The 24688-nt window shown below is 48.6% G+C and carries 23 protein-coding genes; 15 read left to right on the top strand and 8 right to left on the bottom strand.

Translation table 11 applies throughout. The features are described 5' to 3' along the window. Positions 1-158 precede the first annotated feature (158 nt). Positions 159-767, bottom strand: coding sequence for a trimeric intracellular cation channel family protein (locus tag KI350_RS06825; protein ID WP_003185205.1), 609 nt, complete (start codon positions 765-767; stop codon positions 159-161). 124 nt (positions 768-891) lie between these two features. On the opposite strand from KI350_RS06825, the gene KI350_RS06820 reads away from it, so the two are divergent. Continuing rightward, on the top strand, positions 892-1422 hold the full coding sequence (locus KI350_RS06820; protein ID WP_020452937.1) for a GrpB family protein: 531 nt from the start codon (positions 892-894) through the stop codon (positions 1420-1422). 95 nt (positions 1423-1517) lie between these two features. Here KI350_RS06820 and KI350_RS06815 read toward each other — a convergent pair whose 3' ends face one another. The 4 genes from KI350_RS06815 to KI350_RS06800 form a co-directional block, all read right to left on the bottom strand. Then, positions 1518-2003 (bottom strand): GNAT family N-acetyltransferase, encoded by a 486-nt coding sequence (locus tag KI350_RS06815; protein WP_020452938.1) that lies wholly within the window; start codon positions 2001-2003, stop codon positions 1518-1520. 97 nt (positions 2004-2100) lie between these two features. Next, on the bottom strand, positions 2101-2514 hold the full coding sequence (locus KI350_RS06810) for a disulfide oxidoreductase (RefSeq protein WP_003185211.1): 414 nt from the start codon (positions 2512-2514) through the stop codon (positions 2101-2103). Next, the gene (locus KI350_RS06805; RefSeq protein WP_020452939.1) at positions 2504-3199 is read right to left on the bottom strand and encodes a thioredoxin domain-containing protein; all 696 of its coding nucleotides are present in this window, start codon (positions 3197-3199) and stop codon (positions 2504-2506) included. Before KI350_RS06805 ends, KI350_RS06810 begins: the two co-directional genes overlap by 11 nt. A 125-nt stretch (positions 3200-3324) precedes the next feature. Continuing rightward, the gene (locus KI350_RS06800) at positions 3325-5436 is read right to left on the bottom strand and encodes a heavy metal translocating P-type ATPase (RefSeq protein WP_065644325.1); all 2112 of its coding nucleotides are present in this window, start codon (positions 5434-5436) and stop codon (positions 3325-3327) included. A gap of 255 nt (positions 5437-5691) precedes the next feature. Here KI350_RS06800 and KI350_RS06795 point away from each other — a divergent pair, with 255 nt between their 5' ends. From KI350_RS06795 to KI350_RS06730, 14 genes are all read left to right on the top strand, one after another. After that, on the top strand, positions 5692-6912 hold the full coding sequence (locus KI350_RS06795) for an ABC transporter substrate-binding protein (protein ID WP_025809903.1): 1221 nt from the start codon (positions 5692-5694) through the stop codon (positions 6910-6912). 26 nt (positions 6913-6938) lie between these two features. Further along, positions 6939-7832 carry a carbohydrate ABC transporter permease gene (locus KI350_RS06790; protein ID WP_025809905.1) on the top strand — a complete coding sequence of 298 codons (894 nt, stop codon included), beginning with the start codon at positions 6939-6941 and terminating at the stop codon, positions 7830-7832. After that, positions 7829-8650, top strand: a complete 822-nt coding sequence (locus tag KI350_RS06785; protein WP_023856275.1) for a carbohydrate ABC transporter permease — start codon at positions 7829-7831, stop codon at positions 8648-8650. Before KI350_RS06790 ends, KI350_RS06785 begins: the two co-directional genes overlap by 4 nt. 23 nt (positions 8651-8673) lie before the next feature. Continuing rightward, a complete protein-coding gene (gene yicI, locus KI350_RS06780; RefSeq protein ID WP_065644324.1) occupies positions 8674-10983 on the top strand; it encodes an alpha-xylosidase in 2310 nt (769 codons plus the stop codon). A 15-nt stretch (positions 10984-10998) separates the two neighbouring features. Continuing rightward, on the top strand, positions 10999-13944 hold the full coding sequence (locus tag KI350_RS06775) for a glycoside hydrolase family 3 C-terminal domain-containing protein (RefSeq protein ID WP_065644323.1): 2946 nt from the start codon (positions 10999-11001) through the stop codon (positions 13942-13944). A gap of 223 nt (positions 13945-14167) precedes the next feature. Next, complete coding sequence (locus KI350_RS06770) at positions 14168-14911, top strand: metal ABC transporter ATP-binding protein (protein ID WP_065644322.1); 744 nt, start codon at positions 14168-14170, stop codon at positions 14909-14911. Further along, the gene (locus tag KI350_RS06765) at positions 14911-15771 is read left to right on the top strand and encodes a metal ABC transporter permease (protein WP_065644321.1); all 861 of its coding nucleotides are present in this window, start codon (positions 14911-14913) and stop codon (positions 15769-15771) included. The genes KI350_RS06770 and KI350_RS06765 overlap by 1 nt, the downstream gene beginning before the upstream one ends. A gap of 27 nt (positions 15772-15798) precedes the next feature. Then, entirely contained in the window at positions 15799-16731 is a 933-nt protein-coding gene (locus KI350_RS06760) for a metal ABC transporter substrate-binding protein (protein WP_065644320.1), read from the top strand. Between the two features lie 102 nt (positions 16732-16833). Continuing rightward, on the top strand, positions 16834-17160 hold the full coding sequence (locus tag KI350_RS06755) for a four-helix bundle copper-binding protein (RefSeq protein WP_065644319.1): 327 nt from the start codon (positions 16834-16836) through the stop codon (positions 17158-17160). Positions 17161-17269: 109 nt separating this feature from the next. Then, complete coding sequence (locus KI350_RS06750) at positions 17270-18049, top strand: MurR/RpiR family transcriptional regulator (RefSeq protein ID WP_065644318.1); 780 nt, start codon at positions 17270-17272, stop codon at positions 18047-18049. 83 nt (positions 18050-18132) lie between these two features. Further along, complete coding sequence (gene pfkB / locus KI350_RS06745) at positions 18133-19047, top strand: 1-phosphofructokinase (RefSeq protein WP_065644317.1); 915 nt, start codon at positions 18133-18135, stop codon at positions 19045-19047. A gap of 13 nt (positions 19048-19060) precedes the next feature. Further along, positions 19061-20461, top strand: coding sequence for a PTS fructose transporter subunit IIC (locus KI350_RS06740; RefSeq protein WP_065644316.1), 1401 nt, complete (start codon positions 19061-19063; stop codon positions 20459-20461). Positions 20462-20467: 6 nt separating this feature from the next. Next, a complete protein-coding gene (locus KI350_RS06735) occupies positions 20468-20926 on the top strand; it encodes a PTS sugar transporter subunit IIA (protein WP_065644315.1) in 459 nt (152 codons plus the stop codon). Positions 20927-20951: 25 nt separating this feature from the next. Continuing rightward, on the top strand, positions 20952-21803 hold the full coding sequence (locus KI350_RS06730) for a tagatose bisphosphate family class II aldolase (protein WP_065644314.1): 852 nt from the start codon (positions 20952-20954) through the stop codon (positions 21801-21803). Positions 21804-21846: 43 nt separating this feature from the next. Here KI350_RS06730 and KI350_RS06725 read toward each other — a convergent pair whose 3' ends face one another. From KI350_RS06725 to copZ, 3 genes are read right to left on the bottom strand one after another with little or no spacing between them, the layout of a single operon-like run. Beyond that, positions 21847-21996 (bottom strand): hypothetical protein, encoded by a 150-nt coding sequence (locus KI350_RS06725; RefSeq protein WP_023856286.1) that lies wholly within the window; start codon positions 21994-21996, stop codon positions 21847-21849. Beyond that, positions 21993-24428: a heavy metal translocating P-type ATPase gene (locus tag KI350_RS06720; protein ID WP_065644313.1), complete on the bottom strand. Its 2436-nt coding sequence runs from the start codon at positions 24426-24428 to the stop codon at positions 21993-21995. The genes KI350_RS06725 and KI350_RS06720 overlap by 4 nt, the downstream gene beginning before the upstream one ends. Before the next feature lie 36 nt (positions 24429-24464). Beyond that, positions 24465-24674, bottom strand: coding sequence for a copper chaperone CopZ (gene copZ / locus KI350_RS06715; protein WP_020452955.1), 210 nt, complete (start codon positions 24672-24674; stop codon positions 24465-24467). Positions 24675-24688 lie beyond the last annotated feature (14 nt).

Below are 24688 nucleotides of genomic sequence, written 5' to 3'. Positions count from 1 at the left end.
ATTTGACATCAAAAAAGATTCATGATAAAATAAAGATGGATAATACTATAATATTTGAAATTTTATGTTAAAATACACTTCATCTTATCATATAACCTTTGGTCAAATCAATATAAAAAGCCGATTTTTCAATCAACGAAAAATCGGCTTTTTTCTATTCAGCTGTGGGACCGCAGCGAACGATTCGGCAGCTTCCAGTTAAACATGTACGAACATACGCGGCATGCGACCAGCAAAGCAAACAGGATATACAGCGTGAGCGGCTTCTCCGCCCAGCCCATGCCGATAATGAATCCGCCCAAAGCGGCCCAAACGGCGTAGATCTCGGTTTTCAGCACGAGCGGCTTTCTTCCGGCCAAAAGATCCCGGATCATTCCGCCGCCGCTTCCTGTTAAGACCGCCGCAACGATCACCGCGCTGACCGGATGGTTCATGTGAACGGCATAAAGCGCTCCTTGTATCGCAAATGCGGCAAGACCGATCGCGTCTGAAAAGCTCCCCCAGATGCTCCAGTGCTTTAACAGGAGCTTCGGAAACAAAAAAACGATCGTGATCGAAACAAGAGCGATTAGAAACAGGCTCCCCTGCTCCCACAAGGCGGACACCGGAACTCCGATGAGCAGGTTTCTGATCGCCCCTCCGCCGAACGCCGTCACAATCCCCAATATATAAACTCCTAAAATATCATATTCTTCTTCCATTGCAACGATCGCTCCGCTGATCGCAAAAGCGACGGTGCCGATGATGCTCAACACTTCCCAAGCCATCTAAGGTGTCCTCCATACTAAACTTCAATCTTTTTGATTTTATAACTTCTCCAACCTTTAAATCAACCCTCTCTGAATCAAAATATCTTATAATATAAAAAGACGTTTTTAAAGGGGTGGAAACATGGAACAGGAGATCATCATCGAAAAAGCGAAAGCCGGGTGGGCTCAGGAATTTGCAGCTGAAAAACAGCGGCTCACGGATGTCCTCGGAAAAAAAGTTCTCGCTATCGAACATATCGGCAGCACCTCTGTTCCCGGTCTTGCGGCAAAACCGGTGCTCGATCTGATGGCCGGCGTCAACAGTCTCAGCGAAGCTTCAGCCTGGATCGAACCGCTTGAGCAGCTCGGTTATGAGCACGTATTTCACGAAGCCTTCCCTGCCAGGCGCTTTTTTCGAAAGGGAATGTGGAGGGCGGGCACACACCATCTGCACGTATATGTTTTTCAAAGCGAAGAATGGAAAAACCAGCTGAGATTCCGAAATTATTTAAGAAAGCACTCCGCCGAGCGGCAAGAATATGAAACATTGAAAAAAACCTTGGCGCGGCGCTTTCCATATGACCGCACCTCGTACACAGAAGGAAAAGAATCATTCATTAAAGACGTGATTGAGAAAGCAAAACATTTGGAAAGGAGTGGCCCGGTATGCTGAAAAAGACAAAACATAAATTGCTTACAATAGCCATCGCCTTCATTATGGCGGTCTTGTTATACTACTATGTCCAAGTCACGAAGTGAAAGCGGGCATTATACGCGCAAGGCCATTCGGACCGTTTTGAGGATATGCCCTTCAAATTCTTCATCATATTCGGAGACATCCTCAAAACCCTTCGCCTTGTAAAAGTTTTTTCCGGTACGGTTTTCTGTTTCAACCTCTACAAAGATCTTTTTTACTCCCTCCAAATGTTTTAGCCCCTCTTCCAATAATGCGGTTCCGATGCCTTTTCCTTGGTATTCCGGGGCTAAATAAATGGCAGCGAGATAGGCCTCCCCTCCTTCTCTTACAAATGAGTAGTTAACAAAGCCGACGATTTTTCCGTCCGCTTCTGAAACGAGCATTAACGAGTGTTCCAAACGCTGCTGCATTATCTCATCATTGTACGCTTTCTCTAAGAATTTCTCTTGAATATCGAAAGGGATTATCCCTTCATAAGTGTGATTCCAGCTTGTTTTGGCAATCTGCTGCACTTGTCGGATGTCTTTCTTTTTCATTTTACGAATCTTAAATTCCATCCTCATCATCCTTATCCATTTAATAATTTCCAAATATTATAGCATTCATTTTGTTGAACATGTAAAAAAAAAAGAGCATTGTCAGACAATGCTCTTTTTACTCGTCTTTCCCCTTGAGAAAGCACATAAAAATGATAATCAAAATAAATGCGATAAGGGCGAGAAACGGAATCGTGATGAAACCGAACCAATTGATATACTGCCCTGAGCAAGGCACTCCTGTGACACACGGTTTAATACCGTTGAATCCGGGAATTTTTTGTTCCATGTAATGCATCAGGGAAATGCCTGCGCCGATCACCGCCATCGGCAGCACGTATTTTTTCACGCGGGCATCGCCCTGAAATGTCGCAATTCCAAGGATCAGCACGAGCGGATACATCATAATCCGCTGATACCAGCACAGTTCGCAAGGAATGAATTTACGGATTTCGCTGAAGTACAGGCTGCCTAGTGTCGCCGTTAATGAGACGATCCAGGCGCCGTACAGAAAAAGCAGTTTATTTTTCATCAGACTGGCCTTTCAGCTCTTTGGCGATCGTTTCTTTGATTTTGTCATAATCAAACGGTTTGTCGATTTTTACGTCGTTGACAAAGATCGTCGGCGTCGAGTCTACACTGTATTTGCTGATGAGCGAATTGTCCGTTTTTAATTGCTCAGAGAACGTTTTGTCATTTAAGCTGCTGATGAGCTTATCGCGTTTGATTTTCGTATTCGCTTCCGTGATGTCTGCCAATTTTGCCGGCGTCGCCCACTCGTTTTCCATCGTGTCATTGTCAGGCTGCGCTTTGTACAGTGCTTCATGGAATTTCCAGAATGAAGCCGGATCTTCCTTCCATACTTGCTCGGAAGCGAGGGCGCTCAATTCAGAGCCTCTGCCGTGCTGTTCATTGACGAAGTTAATATATGAAAAATTAACTTGATCTTTATCGATGTAATCCTTTTTCAAATCCGGAAAGACGGTCTCAGTCCACTGTTTGCAGCTTGGACATTTGTAATCTCCGAATTCTGTGATCGTTACAGTCGCATCTTTGTTGCCAAGAAGCGGCTGCCCTTCAGTTGAAGGCTTGTCATCAAAGGTTTGCGAAGCATTTTGGGTTTGATTGTTGAGTACGACAAGTGCGCCAATCAGAAAAACGACCACGACTGTCATAATCACTGCAAATTTCATCGGTGACTGCTGTTTCTTCTTCACTTAGACACCTCATTATTCTTATTTTTTAGTATGCCAGTTTGATAACCTCTTTCATTTTAACAAGACAAGCCGCATTCGTGAAGATGCTAAAAAAGGAATTTCCAGTTCATTAGGTGGTAAAAAAGTTACATTTCTTTCACTTTTAAAACCCTCATCGCATTTAAAACGGCTAAAAGGGTAACACCGACGTCTGAAAAGACGGCTTCCCACATCGTTGCGATGCCGAAAGCACCCAAGATGAGAAAAACACTTTTAACGCCGAGCGCAAAGATAATATTCTGCCAGACAATCGCCCTCGTCCGCTTGGCAATGCTGATGGCTTCCGCAATTTTTGAAGGCTGGTCCGTCATGATCACAATATCAGCCGCTTCGACTGCCGCATCAGAGCCAAGGCCTCCCATGGCAACCCCGATATCCGCTCTCGCCAAGACCGGCGTATCGTTGATGCCGTCTCCTGCGAAAAGCAGCTTTTCTTTTGGAAGCTTTTGCTTGTCAAATGCTTCAATGCGGTCCACCTTGTGCTGTGGAAGAAGCTCCGCATGCACTTCATCAATGGACAGTTCCGCGCCGACCGCCTCGCCGGTTTCTTTCGCGTCACCCGTCAGCATCACCGTTTTTTTAATCCCCGCTTTTTTCAAAGCAGAGATCGCACGCTTGGCATCCTCTTTGATTTCGTCTGCGATAACAATCGAGCCGATAAACGTATCGCCGGCGGCTACATAAACAACGGTACCGATTTCGCTTTCCTCTTGATACTGTATGCCGAATTTCTTCATGAGCTTGGCATTGCCGGCCAAAATGACGGCTCCGTCTACAACCGCTCTGACGCCGAAGCCGGCCGTCTCGCTGTAATCTTTGATGCGATCCGCTTGGACTTCCTTCCCGTATGCTTCACGGATCGACTCGGCGATCGGGTGGCCTGAGAAATGTTCGGCAAGCGCCGCATATTCAAGCAGTTCCTCTTCTTTGACACGGCCTGCCGGCGACAGCTTAACAACGGCAAATTCGCCTTTTGTTAATGTGCCTGTTTTGTCAAAAACGGCATATTTGACATCATTGAGCGCTTCTAAATAATTGCCGCCTTTTACGAGTATACCTGCTTTTGACGCCGCTCCGATGCCGCCGAAAAAGCCGAGCGGAATGGAAACGACAAGTGCGCACGGACAAGAAATGACCAAAAAGACGAGGGCCCGGTACACCCAATCCGACAGCGCGGCTCCGGAAATGATCAGCGGCGGGACAAAAGCGAGAAGAAGCGCGACTATGACAACAAAAGGCGTGTAGTACTTGGCGAATTTGGTGATAAAGTTCTCTGTTTTCGCTTTTCTGCTGCTGGCATTCTGGACGAGGTCAAGAATCTTTGAAACGGTTGATTCACTGTATTCTTTGTCCACTTTCACTTCAAGCACGCCGTTTTTGTTGACAAATCCGCTCAGCACCTCTTCGCCGGGTGCGGCTTCTCGTGGAACGGATTCCCCGGTTAATGCGGACGTATCGACAAGCGATTTGCCCGCTCGCACTTTGCCGTCAAGCGGGACTTTCTCTCCTGGCTTGACGATGATGATATCGCCCGCTTTAACCTCATCGGGAGATACTTTGACCGTACCGCCTTCCGTTTGAAGATTGGCATAATCGGGACGGATGTCCATCAAATCGCTGATCGATTTCCTGGAGCGGCTGACCGCGGCTCCCTGGAACAGCTCGCCTACTTGATAGAACAGCATAACCGCCACGCCCTCGGGATACTGCTGAATGATAAATGCACCCAGAGTGGCGATCGTCATTAAAAAGTGCTCATCAAAAACCCGGCCGCGAAAGATGTTTTTGACGGCTCTTAATACGACATCACCGCCGATGATGAGGTAAGCAAGGAAAAAGAGAATCCACTCAGCTGCGGTACCGCCGGGAAGCAGAAAGCCTGCTGCGCCGAGAACGGTGCCTGCAGCCAGTCTTGCGATCGTTTTTTTAAACCGGCCATCACCTTCGGATGGAGCCTGTTTTGTCCCTTCCTTCAACTTCACGTTGACGTGCGGTTCGATCTCGGTTACTTTTTTCTTTATTTTTGAAGAAATGTCTTCGCCGCTGTTTTGGTCGACTTTGACAGTCAGCGTGCTTGTTGCAAAATTGACTGAACACGCTTCAATCCCTTTCATACCGGCTATCTCATGCTCAATTTTTTGTGCGCAATTGCCGCAGTCGAGACCGTTTAACATGTATTCCTGCTTCACCTTTTCCATCTCTCTCACCTTTCTTTTTCAGCGCCGGGCTTTATTTTATATATGAGCATATACGCATATATTATTTATCCTTATTATATGCTTCATTCGAAAAATGTGTCAATCGATCTTTGTTATCATACGCACCGGACTGTTTCCGCGTTTTACCCTGCTTTCGCGCCTGCGAAACTCTGCTGGCATATTAGAAGCGATGCCCAAATATACTTAGTTTAGCTATTAAACTAACAAGCTTTTTTTCATAAGGAGTGAGCGTTTTTGAAAAAATCGTGTCTGATGATCATCTGCCTCGCCCTTCTTCTCGTTTTTTCCGCAGGCTGCAAAAGTGGCACCAACGCCGGCGCAAAGCATGCGGAAGAAATCAAAGTCTGGGATTATTTCACCGGCAGACAGCAGGAACTTTATCATGAACTTGTCGACCAGTACAATCGGTCTCAGGATCGGTACAAAGTCGTAACAGAGTACATTCCTTTTAATGAAGTGAAAAAGCAGCTGTCTGTCGGAGCAGCCGGCAATGCCATGCCTGACGCCGTTTTCCTTGACAATGTCGACAATGCCTCATTCGCCGCCATGGGCGTGCTCGAAGATTTAACAGAGAAAGTCGAGCAATGGGGGCAGGCTGACCGGTATTATGAGGGGCCGCTCTCATCAGCCGTATATGAAGAGAAGTACTACGGCATCCCTTTCGCAAGCAATGCGCTTGCTTTGTTTTACAACAAAGACCTCTTGAAGGATGCAGGGATTTCCAAGCCGCCTGAAACGTGGAGCGAGCTGAAAAAAGCAGCGAAAAAAACGAGCAAAGGCCAAACGAAAGGATTTGCCCTGTCAGCCGTCAAATCAGAGGAAAGCGCTTTTCAATTTTATCCGTTCCTTTTGTCTTCCGGAGCAGATTTAAAACAGCTGCATTCAAAAGAAGCAGCCTCTTCCCTGCAGTTTTTAACGGATCTGGTCAAAGAAGGCGCAATGAGCAAGGAAGTGTTAAACGCCACCCAGGATGATCTGGCCAGACAGTTTGCAGCAGGTCAGCTCGCTATGATGATCAACGGCTCCTGGAATATTGAACGGCTGAAAGAAGCCGGTCACTTACATTACGGGATTACCTTCATCCCGAAGGATCAAACATTCGCTTCCGCCCTTGGCGGGGAAAATATGGCAGTCGTTAAAGGAAAAAACACCGACGGCGCCTGGGATTTCATCACTTGGCTGATCGATCCGGAGCGGCTCGAAACACTGACAGCGGAAACAGGTGTATTCCCGCCGCGTAAGGATTTGCTCGAATCATCAAGTCATTGGAAAACAGATGACAATTTAAAAGCCTTTATTCCAATCATGGAGATTGCATCAGCCCGCGGCCCTTCGAAAAACTGGCCGAAAATTTCGGAAGCTTTACAGACGGCCCTGCAGGAAGCATTGAGCGAAAGCAAAACGCCGAAAGAAGCGCTGGATGAGGCCGCACAAAAAATCAACGCCTTAAACTAGCTTTAAGCGCACGAAGGAGTTTTGACATGATCAAAGCCATCATTCGTAAATGGGAAGGGTGCTTCTATTTGTTCCCGGCCGTTCTTTTTATGCTTGCCCTTATCGGTTATCCTCTCATCTACAACATAATTCTCAGCTTTCAAAACGTGTCGCTTGCAAATATAGCATCAAAGGATATCAGCTTTATAGGAATCGACAATTATCAGCGGCTTGCCCAGGATAAAGTATTTTGGGCATCTTTAAAAAACACGCTGCTCTACACGGCTGGAAGCGTCGTTTTTCAGTTTGCAATCGGCTTTTTGCTCGCTTTGTTTTTCAGCATGAAATTTCGGCTTGCCCCGTTTCTCAGGGGATTGATGATGGTGAGCTGGCTCATTCCGCTGACGGTTACGGCGCTTTTATTCAAGTTTATGATGGCTTCAAATGAAGGCGTGTTCAATCAGCTGCTCATATCATGGGGAATGATCGACAATCCAATCCCCTGGCTGTCAGATCCGAAGATTGCCATCTGGTCCGTTATTATCGCCAACATCTGGGTCGGCATTCCCTTTAATATGCTGCTCATATCCGCCGGTCTCAGCTCCCTTCCGGAAGACGTCTATGAAAGCGCAAGCCTTGACGGCGCCAATGCTTTTCAGAAATTCATTCATCTGACCCTACCCTTATTGCGGCCGGTGATCACCGTCGTCATGATGCTCGGCTTCATTTATACGTTCAAAGTGTTCGACCTTGTGTTTGTGATGACTGGAGGCGGCCCCGTGCACGCCACTGAAGTCCTGTCAACCGTCAGCTACCGCTACTCCTTTGACGAATTTCAATTCAGCATGGGCGCAGCAAGCGCCAATGTCCTGTTTTTCATTCTTCTTTTGGTCAGTCTTGTCTATTTGCGGCTGATCAAAAAAGATGAGGTGATGTCATGAAAACGAAGCAAAAGGAATGGCTCTTTAACATTATTGGCGTCCTCGTTACGGCCGGCTTTTTATTCCCCGTTTATTGGATGATCGCCACAGCTTTCAAAAGCGAGGCAGAATTGTTTAAAACACCACCTTTATTGTGGCCCGAGACATTCCGGACGGCCGGCTTCGAAGCTGTGTTCACTTCAGGCATCGCCGGATACTTTTTGAACAGCCTGCTGATTTCCGGGGCGGCTGCCGCCATCGTTCTCATATTGGCCGTTCCTTCCGCCTACGGCTTGGCGCGCTTTCGGATCAAGGGCAAAAAAATGTTCATTTTACTGTTTCTCATCACGCAAATGCTGCCTGCCACCGTTGTTTTGACTCCGCTGTTTATCGCCTTTAATCAGCTGAACATATTAAACACGTATATCGGACCGATTTTGACGGGAGCAACGCTCGGCGTTCCTTTTTCGGTATTAATGCTCAGAACTTTTTTTCTCGGGATTCCCAAGGACCTTGAGGATGCGGCCAAAATCGACGGCTGCAGCCGTTTTACCGCATTCATCCGCATTATTTTGCCTATCAGCGTACCCGGGATTGCCGTCAGCGGAGCGGTTTCCTTCTTTTTCGCATGGGGAGATTTGATTTACAGCATGACATTCAACCGAAATCAGGAGCTGTGGCCGCTGACGGCCGGCATTTACAATGTGATCAGCCAATACGGAATCCAGTGGAATGATCTGATGGCATTTGCCGTTTTATCGGTTTTGCCTGTCATCATCATTTTTATACTGCTTCAAAAGCAGCTTGTTAAAGGTCTGATCAGCGGATCCATCAAGTAAAAATAGAAAGGGTGTTTTCGATCATGAAATTTTCAGACGGCTACTGGCTGACGCGCGAAGGATATCACATCAACACGCCAAAAGAAGCCTACGACCGAATGATTGATCAGCAATCATTGACTGTATACGGGCCTGTCAAAGCGGTTCAAAAGCGCGGGGACACGCTGGACACCCGCATGCTCACCGTCAGATTTTCGAGTCCTCTTGAAGACGTGATCCGTGTGCAAGTGTCCCATTTTCAAGGGGAAACGCCTCGCAAGCCCGAGTTTCAGCTGGATATGACAGACGTTGAGCCGGTTATCTCCGAACAAGATGATGCGCTGACCTTCCAAAGCGGCAGCCTGTGCGTTGAGGTGAGCAAAAGCGGTTGGCGCTACCAATTTTCACGTGATGGACAGAGCCTGACCGCAAGCGAATCGAATAGCCTCGCCTATATCACGAGCAATGACGGGCGCACCTTTATGAGGGAACAGCTAAACATCGGTGTCGGCGAATTGATCTACGGTCTCGGCGAGCGTTTTACGGCATTCGTGAAAAACGGCCAAACCGTAGACATCTGGAATCAGGACGGCGGCACAAGCACGGAGCAGGCGTATAAAAATGTGCCGTTCTATTTGTCAAACAAAGGGTACGGTGTTTTTGTCAATCATCCCGAGCTCGTTTCGTATGAAATCGGTTCTGAAGTCGTATCCAAAGCGCAGTTTTCGGTCGAAGGGGAAACGCTTGACTATTTTATCATTAGCGGTGCTGAACCGAAGGATGTTTTGAAACGCTATGCGTCGTTAACGGGAAAACCGGCGCTTCCCCCGGCCTGGTCTTTCGGCCTCTGGCTGTCCACATCGTTTACAACCGACTATTCTGAGGAAACCGTGACACGTTTCATCGACGGGATGACCGAACGCGGCATCCCGCTCAGCGTGTTTCATTTTGACTGCTTCTGGATGAAAGAATTTGAATGGTGCAATTTCGAATGGGATGAACGATATTTTAAGCAGCCTGAAGCTATGCTCAGCCGCCTGAAAGATAAGGGGTTGAAAATATGCGTCTGGATCAACCCTTACATCGCCCAAAAATCGAAGCTTTTTCAGGAAGGAAAAGAAAACGGCTACTTTTTAAAAAACAGCCGGGGGGATGTGTGGCAGTGGGACCGGTGGCAGGCCGGCATGGCAATCGTCGACTTCACCAATCGAAAAGCGCGTGACTGGTATTGTTCAAAACTTGAAAGCCTGCTCGACATGGGCGTCGACTGTTTCAAGACCGATTTCGGAGAACGGATTCCGAGAGACGCGGTTTACTTTGACGGATCAGACCCCGACAGAATGCACAATTATTATTCTTTTTTATACAACAAAACCGTATTTGACCTGTTGAAGCAAAAGCGCGGCGAACGGGAAGCGGTCGTGTTTGCAAGGTCGGCGACGGCCGGAGGCCAGCAATTTCCCGTACACTGGGGCGGGGATTGTTTTGCCAGCTATGATTCAATGGCTGAAAGCCTTCGCGGCGGCCTGTCGCTTTCCCTTTCAGGCTTCGGCTTCTGGAGCCACGATATCGGCGGATTTGAAAGCACGGCAACAGCCGATTTGTATAAGCGCTGGACCGCATTCGGCCTCTTGTCGACGCACAGCCGCCTGCACGGGAGCGAATCATATCGCGTTCCGTGGCTGTTTGACGAAGAAGCGGCCGATGTCATGCGGTATTTTGTCAAACTGAAGCACAGGCTGATGCCTTATTTGTACGCCGCCGCGCATGAAGCGCATGATGAAGGCATTCCGATGATGCGGGCGATGCTCCTCGAATTTCCCGGGGACAACACTTGCCACTGGCTTGACAGACAGTACATGCTCGGCGGAAGGCTCCTCGTCGCTCCCGTTTTTCAGGAAAACGGCGCTGTCCGTTATTATTTGCCAAAAGGCACCTGGACACACCTTTTGACGGGAAAAGAGACGGAAGGCGGAGAATGGAAAGAAGAACAGTACGGGTATATGGGGCTTCCCCTGTTTGTCAGGGAAAACACGCTGCTGCCGCTCGGGCAGGAATCCGGGCGACCTGATTATGACTATCTCGACGATGTGACGTTCTGCCTTTACCAATTAAAAGACGGCTGCACAGCCGAACAGACGATTTACAATGAAAAGTGCGAAGCAATGACAGTCAGAGCTTCGCGGCATGAAAATACGATTACCGTGAAAACAGCAGGCGTCCAAAAGAAATGGAAGCTGCTCATCCGCGGTCTTTCTGTCACTTCAGTCATAAACGGCGCAGCGGAAGCGCTTCAGGAAGGAACAGCGATTCAGCCAAAAGAAAAGGACCGGGATGTCTTCATTTTTTTCTAAAAAGGAGTGATCAGGATGCTGAAAACGATCCGCACCATCATGTTGGCGGCAATGTGCACGATCCTTTCCGCCGCCGCTTTCGATCCGCCTCAGCCCGCGGCCGCTAAAACCCGGGCTGATCAATATGAATATCCCTTTCAAGATCCGGGTCTCCCTGTTCAAAAAAGGGTCAGCGACTTGCTTTCACGCCTGACCCTTGAGGAAAAAGTGTCGCTGATGCATCAATATCAGCCTGCCATTCCCCGGCTCGGCATTCCCGCTTTTAAAACGGGCACAGAAGCGCTTCACGGCGTTGCCTGGCTCGGGGAAGCGACCGTTTTCCCGCAGGCTGTCGGGCTTGCGCACACATGGGACCGCTCGTTAATCAAACAAATCGGCTCAGCGGTCGGCGATGAAGTCCGCGGCTTCCACCACCTTGATCCCGCGGCAAACGGCGTCAATGTCTGGGCGCCGGTCGTCGATCTGCTGCGGGACCCAAGGTGGGGAAGAAATGAAGAAGGCTATTCCGAAGACCCTTTTTTAACCGGGGAAATAGCAACCGCCTATGCTTCCGGTTTAAGGGGTGAGCATCCCTTCTATTTGAAAACAGTTCCTACCTTAAAACATTTTCTTGCCTATAACAACGAAACAGACCGGGGATTCAGCTCCTCAAGCATTGATCCCAGGAACATGAACGAGTATTATTTGAAGCCCTTCAAAACAGCAATTTCCGCAAAAGCCGCGTACAGCCTGATGCCGGCCTACAATTCTGTCAACGATAAACCGGCCATTTTGAGCCCGCTGCTCAACAGCACAGTCAAACGAAAATGGGCCTCAGACGATTTCTTCATCGTCAGCGATGCCTTTGATCCTTCAGGAATCGTCACTGACCACAAGTATTATGACAGCCACGAAACAGCGCATGCCCACGCCGTAAAAGCCGGCATTGACAACTTTACAGATCAGGGAGAAAATCTCGAGCTGACGAAAACCGCCTTAACCGGTGCCTTAAAAAAAGGCCTTATGTCTGAGAAAGACCTCGATCAAGCCTTGGCCAACACATTCAGCATCCGTTTTCGCACGGGCGAATTCGATCCGGACGAACTCAATCCGTACAGCCGCCTGACAGATGACGTCATCAACAGTCCAAAGCACAGGCAGCTTGCGAAAAAAGCGGCTGAAAAAGCCATCGTTTTACTGAAAAACGACCGGAATCTGCTGCCCTTCAATGCCCGGAAAAATGAAAACATCGCAGTTATCGGACCATTTGGAAATGCGCTTTACGAAGATTGGTACAGCGGAACGATGCCTTATCGGAAAACCGCGCTTGACGGAATCGCGGACAAAATCGGCAAAGACCGCGTCTCCTTTGCCGAAGGGCTGGAACAAAGCGGGTTCAAATCCGCGCTGACAGGAAAGTTTGTAACCGCAGGCCGGGACGGCAAACAACCGCTCACAGCATCAGCTGACAAGCTTGAGAAAAGCGCGGCATTCGATGCGGCGGATTGGGGAGAAAGCATTTTCACCCTCCGCGCCCAAGCGAACGGTCTCTATGTCTCGCTTCAGGATGACGGCAAGCTGATCGCTGATCAGAAACAGCCGAACGGCTGGACCGTCAAAGAAACTTTCCAGTTTGAACAACAGCCTGACGGGACATTCGCCATCAAAAATACGGCAAACGGCAAATATCTCACCGCCGGAAAAGACGGGACATTAACAGCCGCTGCCGAAAAACCGGCGACAGCAGCGGAAAAGTTTTCAAAGGCGATCATCAAGAGCGGTACGGATGAAGCGGTTCGACTGGCAAAAGCCGCGGACAAAGCCGTCGTGTTCGTCGGCAACAATCCTTACATCAACGGCCGGGAAACCGAAGACCGAAAAGATATTACACTCCCTCCGGCCCAGGAAAATCTGCTGAAAGCTGTTTCTAAAGCCAATCCCAATACGGTGCTTGTCGTAACGAGCAGCTATCCGTTCGCTCTCAACTGGGCTAAAGCGCACATTCCTGCGATCATATACTCCGCTCACGGAGGCCAGGAGGCGGGAAGCGCATTGGCGGACATTCTCTTTGGAGATGAAAATCCCGGCGGACGGCTGACGCAAACTTGGCACACGTCAGTCAAAGAACTGCCGGATATGATGAATTACGATATCATCAAAGGGAAAAGAACCTATAAATATTTCGATGGCAAGCCGCTGTATCCGTTCGGCCATGGGTTATCCTATACAGCGTTCCGCTACAGCGGTTTAAGCGTTTCCTCTGACAGCATCAAAAAAGACGGCTCCGTCACGATCCGCGTCAACGTCACCAACACAGGCGGAAGAAAAGGAGATGAAGTCGTTCAGCTCTATACTTCTCCCCTGTTTAAAACGCGGGTTAAACAGCCGAATCTGGACTTGAAAAACTTTCAGCGGGTGGAGCTGGCACCGAAAGAAACGAAAACCGTGACATTCAAGCTGAAACAGACAGACCTTGCCTTCTGGGATGTAACGAGCGAAACGTTTGCCGTTGAAAGAGGCGCATACAAAATATCGGTCGGGAGCTCGGCGGCGGACATCCGCAAGACAAAGCGGGTTTTCGTCCAAGGTGAAACGATTCGAGAACGGAACTTGCGGCGGCAGACAAACGCTGAAAACTACGACGACTACAAAGGCGTGCTCATCACCGAAAAATCCAAATACGGCGGCGATGCGGTAAAAAGCAGTACAGCAAACGCGTGGATTGCCTTCCATGATGTCCGCATCAAAGGCGAAAAAAGGATAAAAGCAAAGGTTGCAAGCAGAGGCGGCGGCGAAATTGGCATCATCCTCGATCATCCTCAAAAAGGAAAGCAAATCGGTTCGTTAAAAGTGCCTGACACATCCGGATTGCAAAACTGGAAAACGATAAAAGCTTCCGTCCGAAAATCGGCAGGCACCCATCGCATCTACTTTGTCTTCAAAGGGAAAGTCGCAATCGATACGTTTCAATTTGAACGATAAACCGGCACAGAAGAAATTTTTTTAAAGCCATGCAGCTTGATCTGCATGGCTTTTACCGTTTTTCAGCAATTTTAGCGCTTTACAACTTAGGAATGATATATTAGAATTCAATCAAAAGTTGCATTAGGTAAAAAAAATGTCATAAGGCAATAAAATATTACCGCAACAAAAATATTGTATCAGGTTAACTTTCATATAGACATAGAAAGGGGTTAATGAACCTATGAAACCCGCGATTACTGTAAAAGATTTATATGTTTCTTATCACGGCGCAGAAGCGCTCCGCAATATCAATTTCTCGCTTGATCAAGGAATGATGGCGGGCGTTATCGGACCGAACGGCGCAGGAAAATCAACGCTGTTAAAAGCCATGCTCCAATTGATTCCAAAGGATAAAGGCGACGTCCGTCTGCTCGGAAAACCGCTCAAAGATGTACGCAAACAAATCGCCTATGTTCCGCAGCGGAATGATATGGATTGGACGTTCCCGATCAATGTCCTCGACACCGTCATCCTCGGCACGTATCCTGAACTCGGCCTTTTCAGACGCCCGAAAAAACGCGATAAAGACTGGGCATATCACTGTCTAGAAAAAGTCGGGATGGAAGCATACGGCAAGCGCCAGATCGGTGAACTGTCAGGCGGGCAGCAGCAGCGCGTTTTTCTCGCCCGGGCGCTCGCCCAAAAAGCAGAGCTGTTCTGTCTTGACGAACCGTTCGTCGGAATTGATGTGACGAGCGAAGAAATGATCGTCAGCATCTTAAAGGAACTTCGTGATGAAGGAAAGACCGTTCTTGTCGTCCATCACGATTTGAGCAAAGCGGACAGCTACTTCAATGAATTAATTTTGCTGAACAAAGAGCTGATTCAAAAAGGCCCTGTCTCAGACATCCTCAATCCCGACGTGATGATGAAAGCCTACGAATCTCAGCTTCCGTTCCTGCAATCGAAAAGAGGTGCGATCTGATGGAATTTATCCATGGTTTGATGGAATATTCGTTTCTGCAAAAATCGCTGTTCACATCGATTATGGTGGGCATCATTTGCGGCGTCATCGGCTGCTTTATCATTCTCAGGGGAATGGCGCTGATGGGAGATGCGATTTCACACGCGGTCCTTCCCGGCGTCGCCATCTCTTATATGCTCGGCGTCAATTTTTTCTTCGGGGCCGTCTTTACGGGCATCCTGACGGCTCTCGGAATCGGCTATGTCAGCCAAAACAGCCGGATTAAAAACGATTCGGCCATCGGTATCGTCTTCACGGCCTTTTTCGCCGTCGGAATCATTTTGATTACGCTTGTCAAAAGCTCAAGCGATCTGTACCACATCTTATTCGGAAATGTGCTGGCCGTTCGTTCATCCGACATGTGGATCACGCTCGTCATCGGAGTCATTATTCTTACCGCCGTCTTTTTGTTTTACAAAGAGCTGCTCATCACCTCTTTCGACCCGACGATGGCGGCCGTCTACGGCTTGCCGAACCGGCTGATTCACTACTTTTTAATGACGCTTTTAACGATGGTCACGGTCGCATCGCTTCAGACCGTCGGCATTATCCTCGTCGTCGCGATGCTGATCACGCCTGCCGCAACCGCTTATTTATTAACGGACCGGCTGTGGGTGATGATCTATTTGTCCGCTTTCCTCGGCGCTTTGTCTGCGGTCGTCGGTCTTGGATTAAGCTATACGTACAACCTCTCCTCAGGAGCGGCGATCGTGCTCGTGGCTACGATTTTGTTCGGACTTTCCTTTACATTTTCACCGAAACAAGGCGTGCTTTGGAAAGCTTTGAAATCAAGAAGAAAACGGGCAGCACTTCAATCATAACCACAATATAAAGGGGGAAAACAAAACATGAAATGGAAGCAAACATTAGCCATTGCGGCGGCATTGATTCTTGTTCTTGCCGCCGCCGGCTGCTCATCGAAAAGCAGCAGTGAAGAAAACGGAAAGCTGAAGGTCGTCACCACCTACTCCATTCTCTATGACATCGTCAAACAAGTCGGAGGAGATCACATCGATTTATACAGCATTGTACCTGTCGGAACAGACCCGCACGAATACGATCCGCTGCCTAAAGACGTGCAAAAAACGACGGACGCCGATATCGTCTTTTACAACGGCCTCAATTTGGAGACGGGAAACGGCTGGTTTAACAAGCTGCTGGAAACAGCTGAAAAAGACGGCGATGACGCCCCTGTCTACAAACTGAGCAAAGGGGTCAAGCCAAAGCATCTCACCGCCAAAGGTAAAGAAACGGAAGAAGATCCCCATGCATGGCTTGATATAGAAAACGGGATTCAATATGCCAAAAACGCGAGAGATGCGCTGATCAAAAATGATCCCGACCATAAAGAAGACTACGAGAAAAACGCGGAAGCCTATATCGGCAAGCTGCAAAAGCTTCATAATGAAGCGGTGAACCGCTTTAAAGATATACCGAAAGAGCGCCGCGTCCTTGTGACGAGCGAAGGGGCCTTTAAATATTTCGCATCGGCCTACGGCGTCGACGCGCAGTATATTTGGGAAATCAATACCGAAAATGAAGGAACTCCCGGTCAGATGAAAAAAATCGTCGACACGGTGAAAAAAAAGGACGTCCCGGCCTTATTCGTGGAGACAAGCGTTGACCCGCGAAGCATGGAAAGCCTGTCAGCGGAAACGGGCGTGCCGATTAAAGCAAAAGTCTTCACCGATTCGATCGGAAAGCCCGGTGAAGCGGGAGATTCCTATTATAAGATGATGAAAGAAAACCTTGACCGGATCCATCAAGGCCTCGCCGAATAACCGACGAACTGCTGTACACGATGTGCAGCAGTTTTTCGTATGTTTTCCCGCTTTTAAAGCAGGGTACAACGAAGGGAAAACGCAGAAAAAGGAGTGTATGTCGTGGAATCTGTCTATGAGGAATGCATCAAAGCCTGCCGGGAATGCCTTGAAGCCTGCAATCACTGCTTTGACAAATGTCTGATGGAAGAAGACGCAGGGATGATGGCCGAATGCATCCGGCTTGACCGGGAATGCGCGGAGATGTGCGGATTCGCACTTCAAGCAATGACGCGCAACAGCCCGTATGCCGAAGACATTTGCCAGCTTTGCGCAAAGGTTTGCGAAGCTTGCGGCAATGAATGCAGCCTGCACAAGCATGACCACTGCCAGCTTTGCGCTGAAAGCTGCTTTGCATGTGCGGAAGCATGCAGAAAAATCGCTTCTTAACTTGAAATATCCGGCTCTCGGGCCGGATATTGTTATGTCGGGAACGTTTATTTTTTCTCCTCCCCCCTTGCTAAACTGATACAATATGACTATAAAAGGGGGTTTTAATATGAAAGACAGCGTGTTTCAAATGACTTCTGACACATATCAGTCGCTCAGCGATTCAGAACGGCATTTGCTCGAGTACATTTATCAGCACTTAGATCTCATCGCCACTTTATCGATTGTAAAATTAAGCGAGGATGCAAATGTTTCAACAGCCACGATTGTCAGGTTAATGAAAAAGCTCGGTTATGACGGCTACACTTCTTTTAAGTACGCATTAAAAGAAAAACACCACCTCGGGCACGCTCCGCTGATGGATGATATCGACAGCCAAATTAAACAGGCCGTGCTAAAGAATGAAAGAGAAGTTCTGGATACGATTAAAATGCTTGATATCGGGTTGATCGAAGATGCCATTCAAAAAATCAGCAATGCCGAAAAAGTTTACATTTTCGCAAGAGGATTGTCTGAAATGATTGGGACCGAGATGACGATCAAGCTTCAGCTGCTCGGCAAAAACTGCGAGATGCACAGCGACCCGAATATTATCAGAGGCAAGTCAAAAACACTGGCCAAAAAAGACATCGGCCTTTTTGTTTCCCTGAACGGCGAGACAGAAGAGCTTGTTGAAGCCGCTCAAAATTTCAAATTACAAGCCATTTCCACCATTACATTAACAACAAGGATCGATTCGCGTCTTGCGAAATTATCAGAGATCGTACTGGTCGGGTTTAAAGGTGAACAATCATTTTTTCCCGATTATGAAGTCCGCTCTCGCCTCCCTCTGCAAGTCCTCTCCCGCATCATGCTGGACTCATACGTCATCCGCACCGCTCATAGCTGAAAACCTTTACACAACCTGTAAACATCCCCCCTTTTATCTGTGACATAATGTCTGTGAAGCCACAGATAAAGGGGGGATACAGCATGATTTATACATGCACGATGAATACCGCGGTCGACTTATTCGTTGAAACCGACGAGCTGCTACCCGATGTCGTCAACCGCACTAAAGATGAAGATTATCAGCCAAACGGAAAAGGTGTCAATATTTCTTTTATGCTCAAGCGCCTCGGCCTTAACAATACCGCGCTTGGATTTACAGGCGGATTTACCGGGCGTTTTATTGAAAATGAACTGCTCAATGAAAAAATCGTCACAGACTTTGTCGAAGTCGAAGGCATCTCACGAATTAATATTTTTATTAACGCCACCCGGGAATTCAAAATCGTAAACAAAGGTCCGCTTATATCTGATAGCCGAAAACAGGAGCTGATCAACAAAATCCGTCAAATTCCGTCCGGCCGCTTTTTATTTGTTTCTGGCAGTCTTCCGAGAGGAGTCCCCGATGACATCTACCTTTCGCTTTCCGAGATTGCCGCCGAAAACAAACTGAAATTGATCTTGGATATCAGTTCTCCCGTCCTATTAGATTGTCTTTCATACCATCCTTACCTGATTAAACCGAATGAACAGGAGCTTGCCGCTTTTTTCAGCCGGAAGAAAGCGCTGTCTGAAGAAGACATCATCCATTACGGAAAGGAGCTTCTCGACCGCGGCGCTGAAAGGGTTCTCATCTCCCGCGGCAAAGACGGCGCCCTTTATTTGGACCGCCAAAGAACCTTAAAAGCGACCGCCGCCAAAGGCAAAGTTGTCAATACCGCGTGTGCCGGCGATGCCATGCTTGCCGTATTCGTCGGAAAACAGGAGCTCGGCTGTTCTGTTCTTGAAGCACTCAGACACGCCTCTGCCGCCGGATCTTTGACGGCTTTCTCGAAAGGACTCGGAGATGTGTCAAAACTCGATCAAACCGCTTCACAAATTCAAATCACTCATTTATAAAGGGGGTTTTCTTATGAAAAAGTTCAAAATCATCGCGGCAACCGGCTGTCCAACAGGAATTGCCCATACATTTATGGCTGAAGAAGCCTTAAAACAGGCCGCCGCCAAACTTGGTGTAGAAATCAAAGTCGAAACACACGGACAAATCGGTGTTCAAAACGAACTATCGCCAGAGGACATTAAACAAGCCGACGGAGTCATTGTCGCAGCTGACAAGGATGTAGGCGCCGAGCGTTTTGCAGGCAAACGCGTCCTTGACGTCCCGGTTGCGCGGGGCATCCGTGATGCCGAATCTTTAATTCGGGCGCTGATGAACGGCGAAGCGCCGATTTACCGCGGACAAACAACGGCAAAAACAGAGGATGAACCCCAAACAGGCGAAGCCGCTTCCATCGGCCGTAAAATATATAAACATTTGATGAACGGGGTTTCCCACATGCTCCCATTTGTCGTCGGCGGAGGGGTTTTGATAGCACTATCCTTTTTATTCGGTATCCATTCAGCAGATCCTGAACATCCAAGCTACAACGCTTTTGCCGAATTGCTGAATAAAACGGGCGCCTTCGGCTTCCAGCTGATGGTTCCGATTTTATCCGCCTATATCGCCGATTCAATGGCCAAACGCCCCGGCCTGATTGTCGGTTTTATCGGCGGCATGATCGCCAGCACGGGTGGAGCGGGTTTTCTGGGCGGCATCGTATCCGGTTTTTTGGCGGGACTGATCATTTATGGTCTCTCGTATGCACTTAAAAAAATGCCTCAGTCCCTTGAAGGGCTAAAAGCAATTTTTCTTTATCCGGTTATCGGCATTTTTCTGATCGGTGCGGTCATGTTTTTCCTCGTCGAGCCGATGACGGCCATCAATGAAGGGATGAAGGACTTTTTAGCCGATTTTCAAGGGGCGAACCCCGTCATTCTCGGCTTGATCATCGGCTGTATGAGCGCATTTGACATGGGCGGTCCGGTCAATAAAGCCGCTTATGTCACCGGCACTGCTCTTCTCGCTGAAGGGAACCAATATTTCATGGCAGGCGTTTCCGCCGCGTGCATCACACCGCCGCTCGTCATTGCGTTTGCCACTTTGCTTTTCCGCAAATATTTCAGCCAGCAGGACCGAAACGCAGGGCTTGTCAATTTTATTCTCGGCGCCACTCATATTACCGAAGGTGCTATCCCGTTCGCCGCAAAAAAACCGATCCCTGTCATTCCGATTTTGATGATCGGCTCTTCGGTATCGGCGATATTAACATACTCATTTGCAGTTCAAGTACCTGCCCCGCACGGCGGATTCCTTGTACTTCCCGTTGTCACAGGAGCCTTTCAATGGGTGTTGTCGATTATCATCGGATCGCTTATCGGCGCCTTCTTATACGGCTTTTATCAAAAACGGACATATGAAAAACAGAAAGGCTGATCAAACATGGGCACAGCAGCTTTAATCAAAAAAGAGCACATCTATCTTCAAGAAACGTTATCTTCCCAAGCGGAAACGTTTGACCGGGTGGCTCAGATCGCATATGAATCGGGAGCCGCCCAAACAAAACAAGCGGTCATCCACGGATTGGCACAAAGAGAGGCTGAAAGTACGACCGGCTTCATTGAAGGCTTTGCCATTCCCCATGCAAAACTGAAGGACATCACAGAAGCATCTGTCATCATCATTCAAAACCAGACGGGAATCGAATGGAACGCGCTTGATCAAAACCCTGTCACATTTATCATTGCTTTATTGATACCAGATGCCGAGGCAGGCAGCACACATCTCAATCTATTATCATCGGTGTCTCGCATGCTTGTTCACGAAGATGCGAGGCAGCAGCTGCTTGAAGCCTCGAGTCCTGATGACATTCTGAACACCTTTTCGAGCTATATATCCTAATTTTGATCAGAAAGAAGGAATCGATATGCTGACAAATACGAAGAAAATGCTGCTGGACGCACAGACAAACGGCTATGCGGTGCCGGCCTTTAACATTCACAACCTGGAAACCGTGCAAGCCGTGACAGAAGCGGCTGAAGCCTTAAGGTCCCCCGTGATTCTTGCGGCTACTCCCGGAACCTTCAGCTATGCAGGCCGCGACTATATTCAAGCAATTGCAGAAACAGCCGCAGCGCGCTGCTCAATCCCGGTCGCCCTCCATCTCGATCATCATGAAGAGATTGATGATATTCGCGAGTCTTTATCATTAGGGACAAAATCTGTGATGATTGATGCTTCGCACCGTCCATTTGCCGAAAATACCGCAATTGTAGCGAGCGTCGTACAATATGCCCGGCAAAAAGATGCCACTGTAGAAGCCGAGCTCGGAAGACTCGGCGGACAGGAAGATGATTTAATCGTGGATGAAGCTGACGCTTATTACACCGATCCGGATGCAGCAAAAGAGTTCGTCGAGAAAACCGGAATCGATTCGCTGGCGGTGGCAATCGGTACAGCCCACGGGCTTTACTCAAAAGAACCCAATATCGATTTTGACCGGCTGGCCGCGATTCAAAAACGGGTTTCAGTTCCGCTCGTCCTGCACGGCGCCTCAGGAATTCCGCAAGAAGATGTAAGAAAGTGCATCAAGCTCGGCTGTGCAAAAGTAAATATCGCGACTGAATTAAAAATTCCTTTTTCAGATAAACTGCGCCGTTATCTGCATGAACACACCGATGCAAGCGATCCAAGAAAATATATGACCCCCGCCAAAGAAGCCATGAAAGAAATCGTTCAGGAAAAGATTTTGATGTGTATGAGCAATAACAGATACTAATACAAAAAGCCGGATGTTCTTTAACATCCGGCTTTTTATCAAATCATTTGGCATGCTCTTCTAAAGCATGACCGTCATGAGGCTTTTCATCGGGTATCGGTTCCTGAGCGGCCAATATGCTGTATACGAGCATGACAATTCCTACATAAACAACCGCCGAAACCGTCCAAACGAGCACTGTCTTATCCTTCAAGACGGATTCCTCCAATCAAGCTTCACCTTTTGCAGCCTGAGTGCATTCAGAACGACCGAGACCGAACTGAACGCCATTGCGGCACCTGCGATCCACGGAGCCAAAAGCCCGACGGCCGCGAACGGAATGCCGATGCTGTTGTAGGCAAACGCCCAGAAAAGGTTTTGTTTAATATTTTTGATCGTCAGCCTGCTCATGAGGATCGCATCGGCGATGCTGTTTAAATCACCGCGGATCAAGGTGATGTCGGCGGCTTCCATGGCGACGTCAGTCCCCGTTCCGATCGCCATTCCGATATCGGCTGCCGCCAGTGCCGGCGCATCATTGATGCCGTCGCCGACCATCGCAACTTTTTTGCCTTTTGCCTGGATTTTCTTCACTTCATCTGCTTTTCCTTCAGGCAGAACTTCTGCGATGACATGCTGAATGCCGGCTTCAGCAGCAATCGCTTCTGCCGTCCGCCGGTTGTCCCCGGTGATCATGACGACATCGAGCCCCATATCATGCAGCCTTTTCACCGCTCTTTTCGACGTGTCTTTTATCGTATCGGCGACGGCGATCATCCCGGCAAACCGACCGTCGATGGCGGCAAGCATTGCCGTCTTTCCTTGTGTTTCGAGCTCTTCCATTTCGCTGCGCGCCTCTTGAATGTCAATATTACGGCTTTCCATCAGCCGTCTTGTGCCGATCAAAATCCGTTTTTCATTGACTGCGGCTTCGATACCATAGCCGGGTATCGCTTCAAAGCTGTCTGCTGAGGCCGGTTCTATCTCTCTCTTTTTAACGCCTTCGACAATGGCTTCTGCAAGCGGATGTTCAGAGCTTTTTTCCGCAGCACCGATAAGCTTGAGAAACGATGTTTCATCGATCCATGGTTCAGGGCGCACATCTGTGAGCTGAGGCTTTCCATTTGTGACCGTCCCCGTCTTGTCAAGCACGATCGTCTCCAAGCGGTGAGCCGTCTCCAAATGTTCGCCGCCTTTGAATAAAATTCCGAATTCAGCCGCACGGCCCGATCCGGCCATGATCGATGTCGGTGTTGCCAAACCGAGCGCGCACGGACATGCGATCACAAGCACCGCAATCAGCTTTTCCAGCGCCGTGCCGAATTCGCCGGGGCTAACCGCCAAATACCAGACGAAAAATGTGATGACCGCGATCGCCACGACAATCGGTACAAAAACCCCGGAAATCCGGTCTGCGAGCCGCTGAATCGGCGCTTTTGAACCTTGCGCCTCTTCCACGACTTTGATAATCTGCGCCAGCGCAGTATCTTTGCCTACTTTTTCTGCTCTTACTTTTAAAAATCCATTTTTATTGATTGTAGCACCGATAACCGGATCTCCAACCGTCTTGTCAACAGGGATGCTTTCACCGGTGATCATCGATTCATCCAGCGCAGAACGCCCTTCGACAATCTCTCCGTCTGCCGGTACTTTTTCACCGGGCTTCACGTACATGATGTCGCCTGCCAAAACGTTTTCAATCGGCACGGTCATCTCTTCGCCGTTCCTGACGACGGTCGCTGTCTTTGCCTGCAGCCCCATCAGCTTTTTGATCGCTTCGGATGAGCGCCCTTTCGCTTTCGCTTCAAACAGCTTTCCTAAAATGATCAAAGTTAAGAGGATGGCGCTTGTTTCATAATAAAGGCCGTCCGGATGCCGGTTCGTGCCGAGGCTTTCAATGCTTAAATACAAGCTGTAGAAATAGGCGGCAGACGTACCGAGAGCGACCAGCACATCCATGTTGGCGCTTTTGTTCCGCAGCGCTTTATAAGCCCCTGTGTAAAACTGTTTCCCGACGATAAATTGAACCGGTGTCGCCAAGGCGAACTGAACCCAGGGATCCATGAACATCCCCGGCAGCCATATAAATGACGTGAATTTGAAATGGCTGACCATTGCCCAGAGCAGCGGAAAAGATAAAATGGCTGAAAAAATAAATTTGCCGGTTTGACGCTGAATGTCTTTTTCTCTTTGTTCCGCCGCTCCATCCGCAGTTCGGTCTTTTTTCAGCTCGAGCTTGTAGCCGAGCTTTTCAACGGCTTCGATCATTTCCTCCGGCGAAACCGCACCGGCATGATAGTCGACTGCCGCAGTCTCTATGGCAAAGTTGACGGCGGCGTTTTTGACGCCCGGCAGCTTGTTGAGGCGCTTTTCCACCCGGTTGGCGCAAGCCGCACACGTCATGCCGGAAATTGCGAATTCGGCTTTTTCCGCTGGAACTTGATAGCCGAGCGATTCGACTTTCTCAGCCAGCTGTCCGACTTCGATTTGCCCCGGATCATAAACGATTTTTGATTTTTCCAGCGCCAAGTTCACATTTGCATCCTGAACGCCGTCAAGCCTTTTCAACCCTTTCTCGATCCGCGCCGCACAGGCGGCGCAGGTCATGCCAGAGATTTGGAGGGTGGCTTCTTTTTGTCCGTCCATATCCTTCACTCCTTATATACCCCTTATAGGTATACATTAGCCTGCGACATCATACCCCTGATCTTCGATCGTATCGATGATTTCTTTCAGCGATACTTTGCCTGAATCAAACGACACTTCGACCTTGCCTTCGCTTAAATTCACTTTAACGGACTCTACTCCGCCAAGCTTTCCGACGTTTCCTTCTACTGCCTGAACACAGTGGTTGCAAGACATGCCTTCGACTTTCAGTGTTTTTTGTTCCATATTGAAAACCTCCT

Source organism: Bacillus sp. J41TS8, assembly GCF_018333035.1.
GTDB classification, from domain to species: Bacteria; Bacillota; Bacilli; order Bacillales; family Bacillaceae; genus Bacillus; species Bacillus paralicheniformis.
The sequence above is the reverse complement of the archived record's forward strand: the minus strand, read 5'-3'. Positions and strand labels throughout refer to the sequence as shown.

Excerpts from the sequence above, each read along its gene's own strand:
- KI350_RS06825 (WP_003185205.1), bottom strand. The coding sequence starts at position 767 with ATGGCTTGGGAAGTGTTGAGCATCATCGGCACCGTCGCTTTTGCGATC.
- KI350_RS06820 (WP_020452937.1), top strand. The coding sequence starts at position 892 with ATGGAACAGGAGATCATCATCGAAAAAGCGAAAGCCGGGTGGGCTCAG.
- KI350_RS06815 (WP_020452938.1), bottom strand. The coding sequence starts at position 2,003 with ATGGAATTTAAGATTCGTAAAATGAAAAAGAAAGACATCCGACAAGTG.
- KI350_RS06810 (WP_003185211.1), bottom strand. The coding sequence starts at position 2,514 with ATGAAAAATAAACTGCTTTTTCTGTACGGCGCCTGGATCGTCTCATTA.
- KI350_RS06800 (WP_065644325.1), bottom strand. The coding sequence starts at position 5,436 with ATGGAAAAGGTGAAGCAGGAATACATGTTAAACGGTCTCGACTGCGGC.
- KI350_RS06790 (WP_025809905.1), top strand. The coding sequence starts at position 6,939 with ATGATCAAAGCCATCATTCGTAAATGGGAAGGGTGCTTCTATTTGTTC.
- KI350_RS06785 (WP_023856275.1), top strand. The coding sequence starts at position 7,829 with ATGAAAACGAAGCAAAAGGAATGGCTCTTTAACATTATTGGCGTCCTC.
- yicI (WP_065644324.1), top strand. The coding sequence starts at position 8,674 with ATGAAATTTTCAGACGGCTACTGGCTGACGCGCGAAGGATATCACATC.
- KI350_RS06775 (WP_065644323.1), top strand. The coding sequence starts at position 10,999 with ATGCTGAAAACGATCCGCACCATCATGTTGGCGGCAATGTGCACGATC.
- KI350_RS06770 (WP_065644322.1), top strand. The coding sequence starts at position 14,168 with ATGAAACCCGCGATTACTGTAAAAGATTTATATGTTTCTTATCACGGC.
- KI350_RS06765 (WP_065644321.1), top strand. The coding sequence starts at position 14,911 with ATGGAATTTATCCATGGTTTGATGGAATATTCGTTTCTGCAAAAATCG.
- KI350_RS06760 (WP_065644320.1), top strand. The coding sequence starts at position 15,799 with ATGAAATGGAAGCAAACATTAGCCATTGCGGCGGCATTGATTCTTGTT.
- KI350_RS06750 (WP_065644318.1), top strand. The coding sequence starts at position 17,270 with ATGAAAGACAGCGTGTTTCAAATGACTTCTGACACATATCAGTCGCTC.
- pfkB (WP_065644317.1), top strand. The coding sequence starts at position 18,133 with ATGATTTATACATGCACGATGAATACCGCGGTCGACTTATTCGTTGAA.
- KI350_RS06740 (WP_065644316.1), top strand. The coding sequence starts at position 19,061 with ATGAAAAAGTTCAAAATCATCGCGGCAACCGGCTGTCCAACAGGAATT.
- KI350_RS06735 (WP_065644315.1), top strand. The coding sequence starts at position 20,468 with ATGGGCACAGCAGCTTTAATCAAAAAAGAGCACATCTATCTTCAAGAA.
- KI350_RS06730 (WP_065644314.1), top strand. The coding sequence starts at position 20,952 with ATGCTGACAAATACGAAGAAAATGCTGCTGGACGCACAGACAAACGGC.
- KI350_RS06720 (WP_065644313.1), bottom strand. The coding sequence starts at position 24,428 with ATGGACGGACAAAAAGAAGCCACCCTCCAAATCTCTGGCATGACCTGC.
- copZ (WP_020452955.1), bottom strand. The coding sequence starts at position 24,674 with ATGGAACAAAAAACACTGAAAGTCGAAGGCATGTCTTGCAACCACTGT.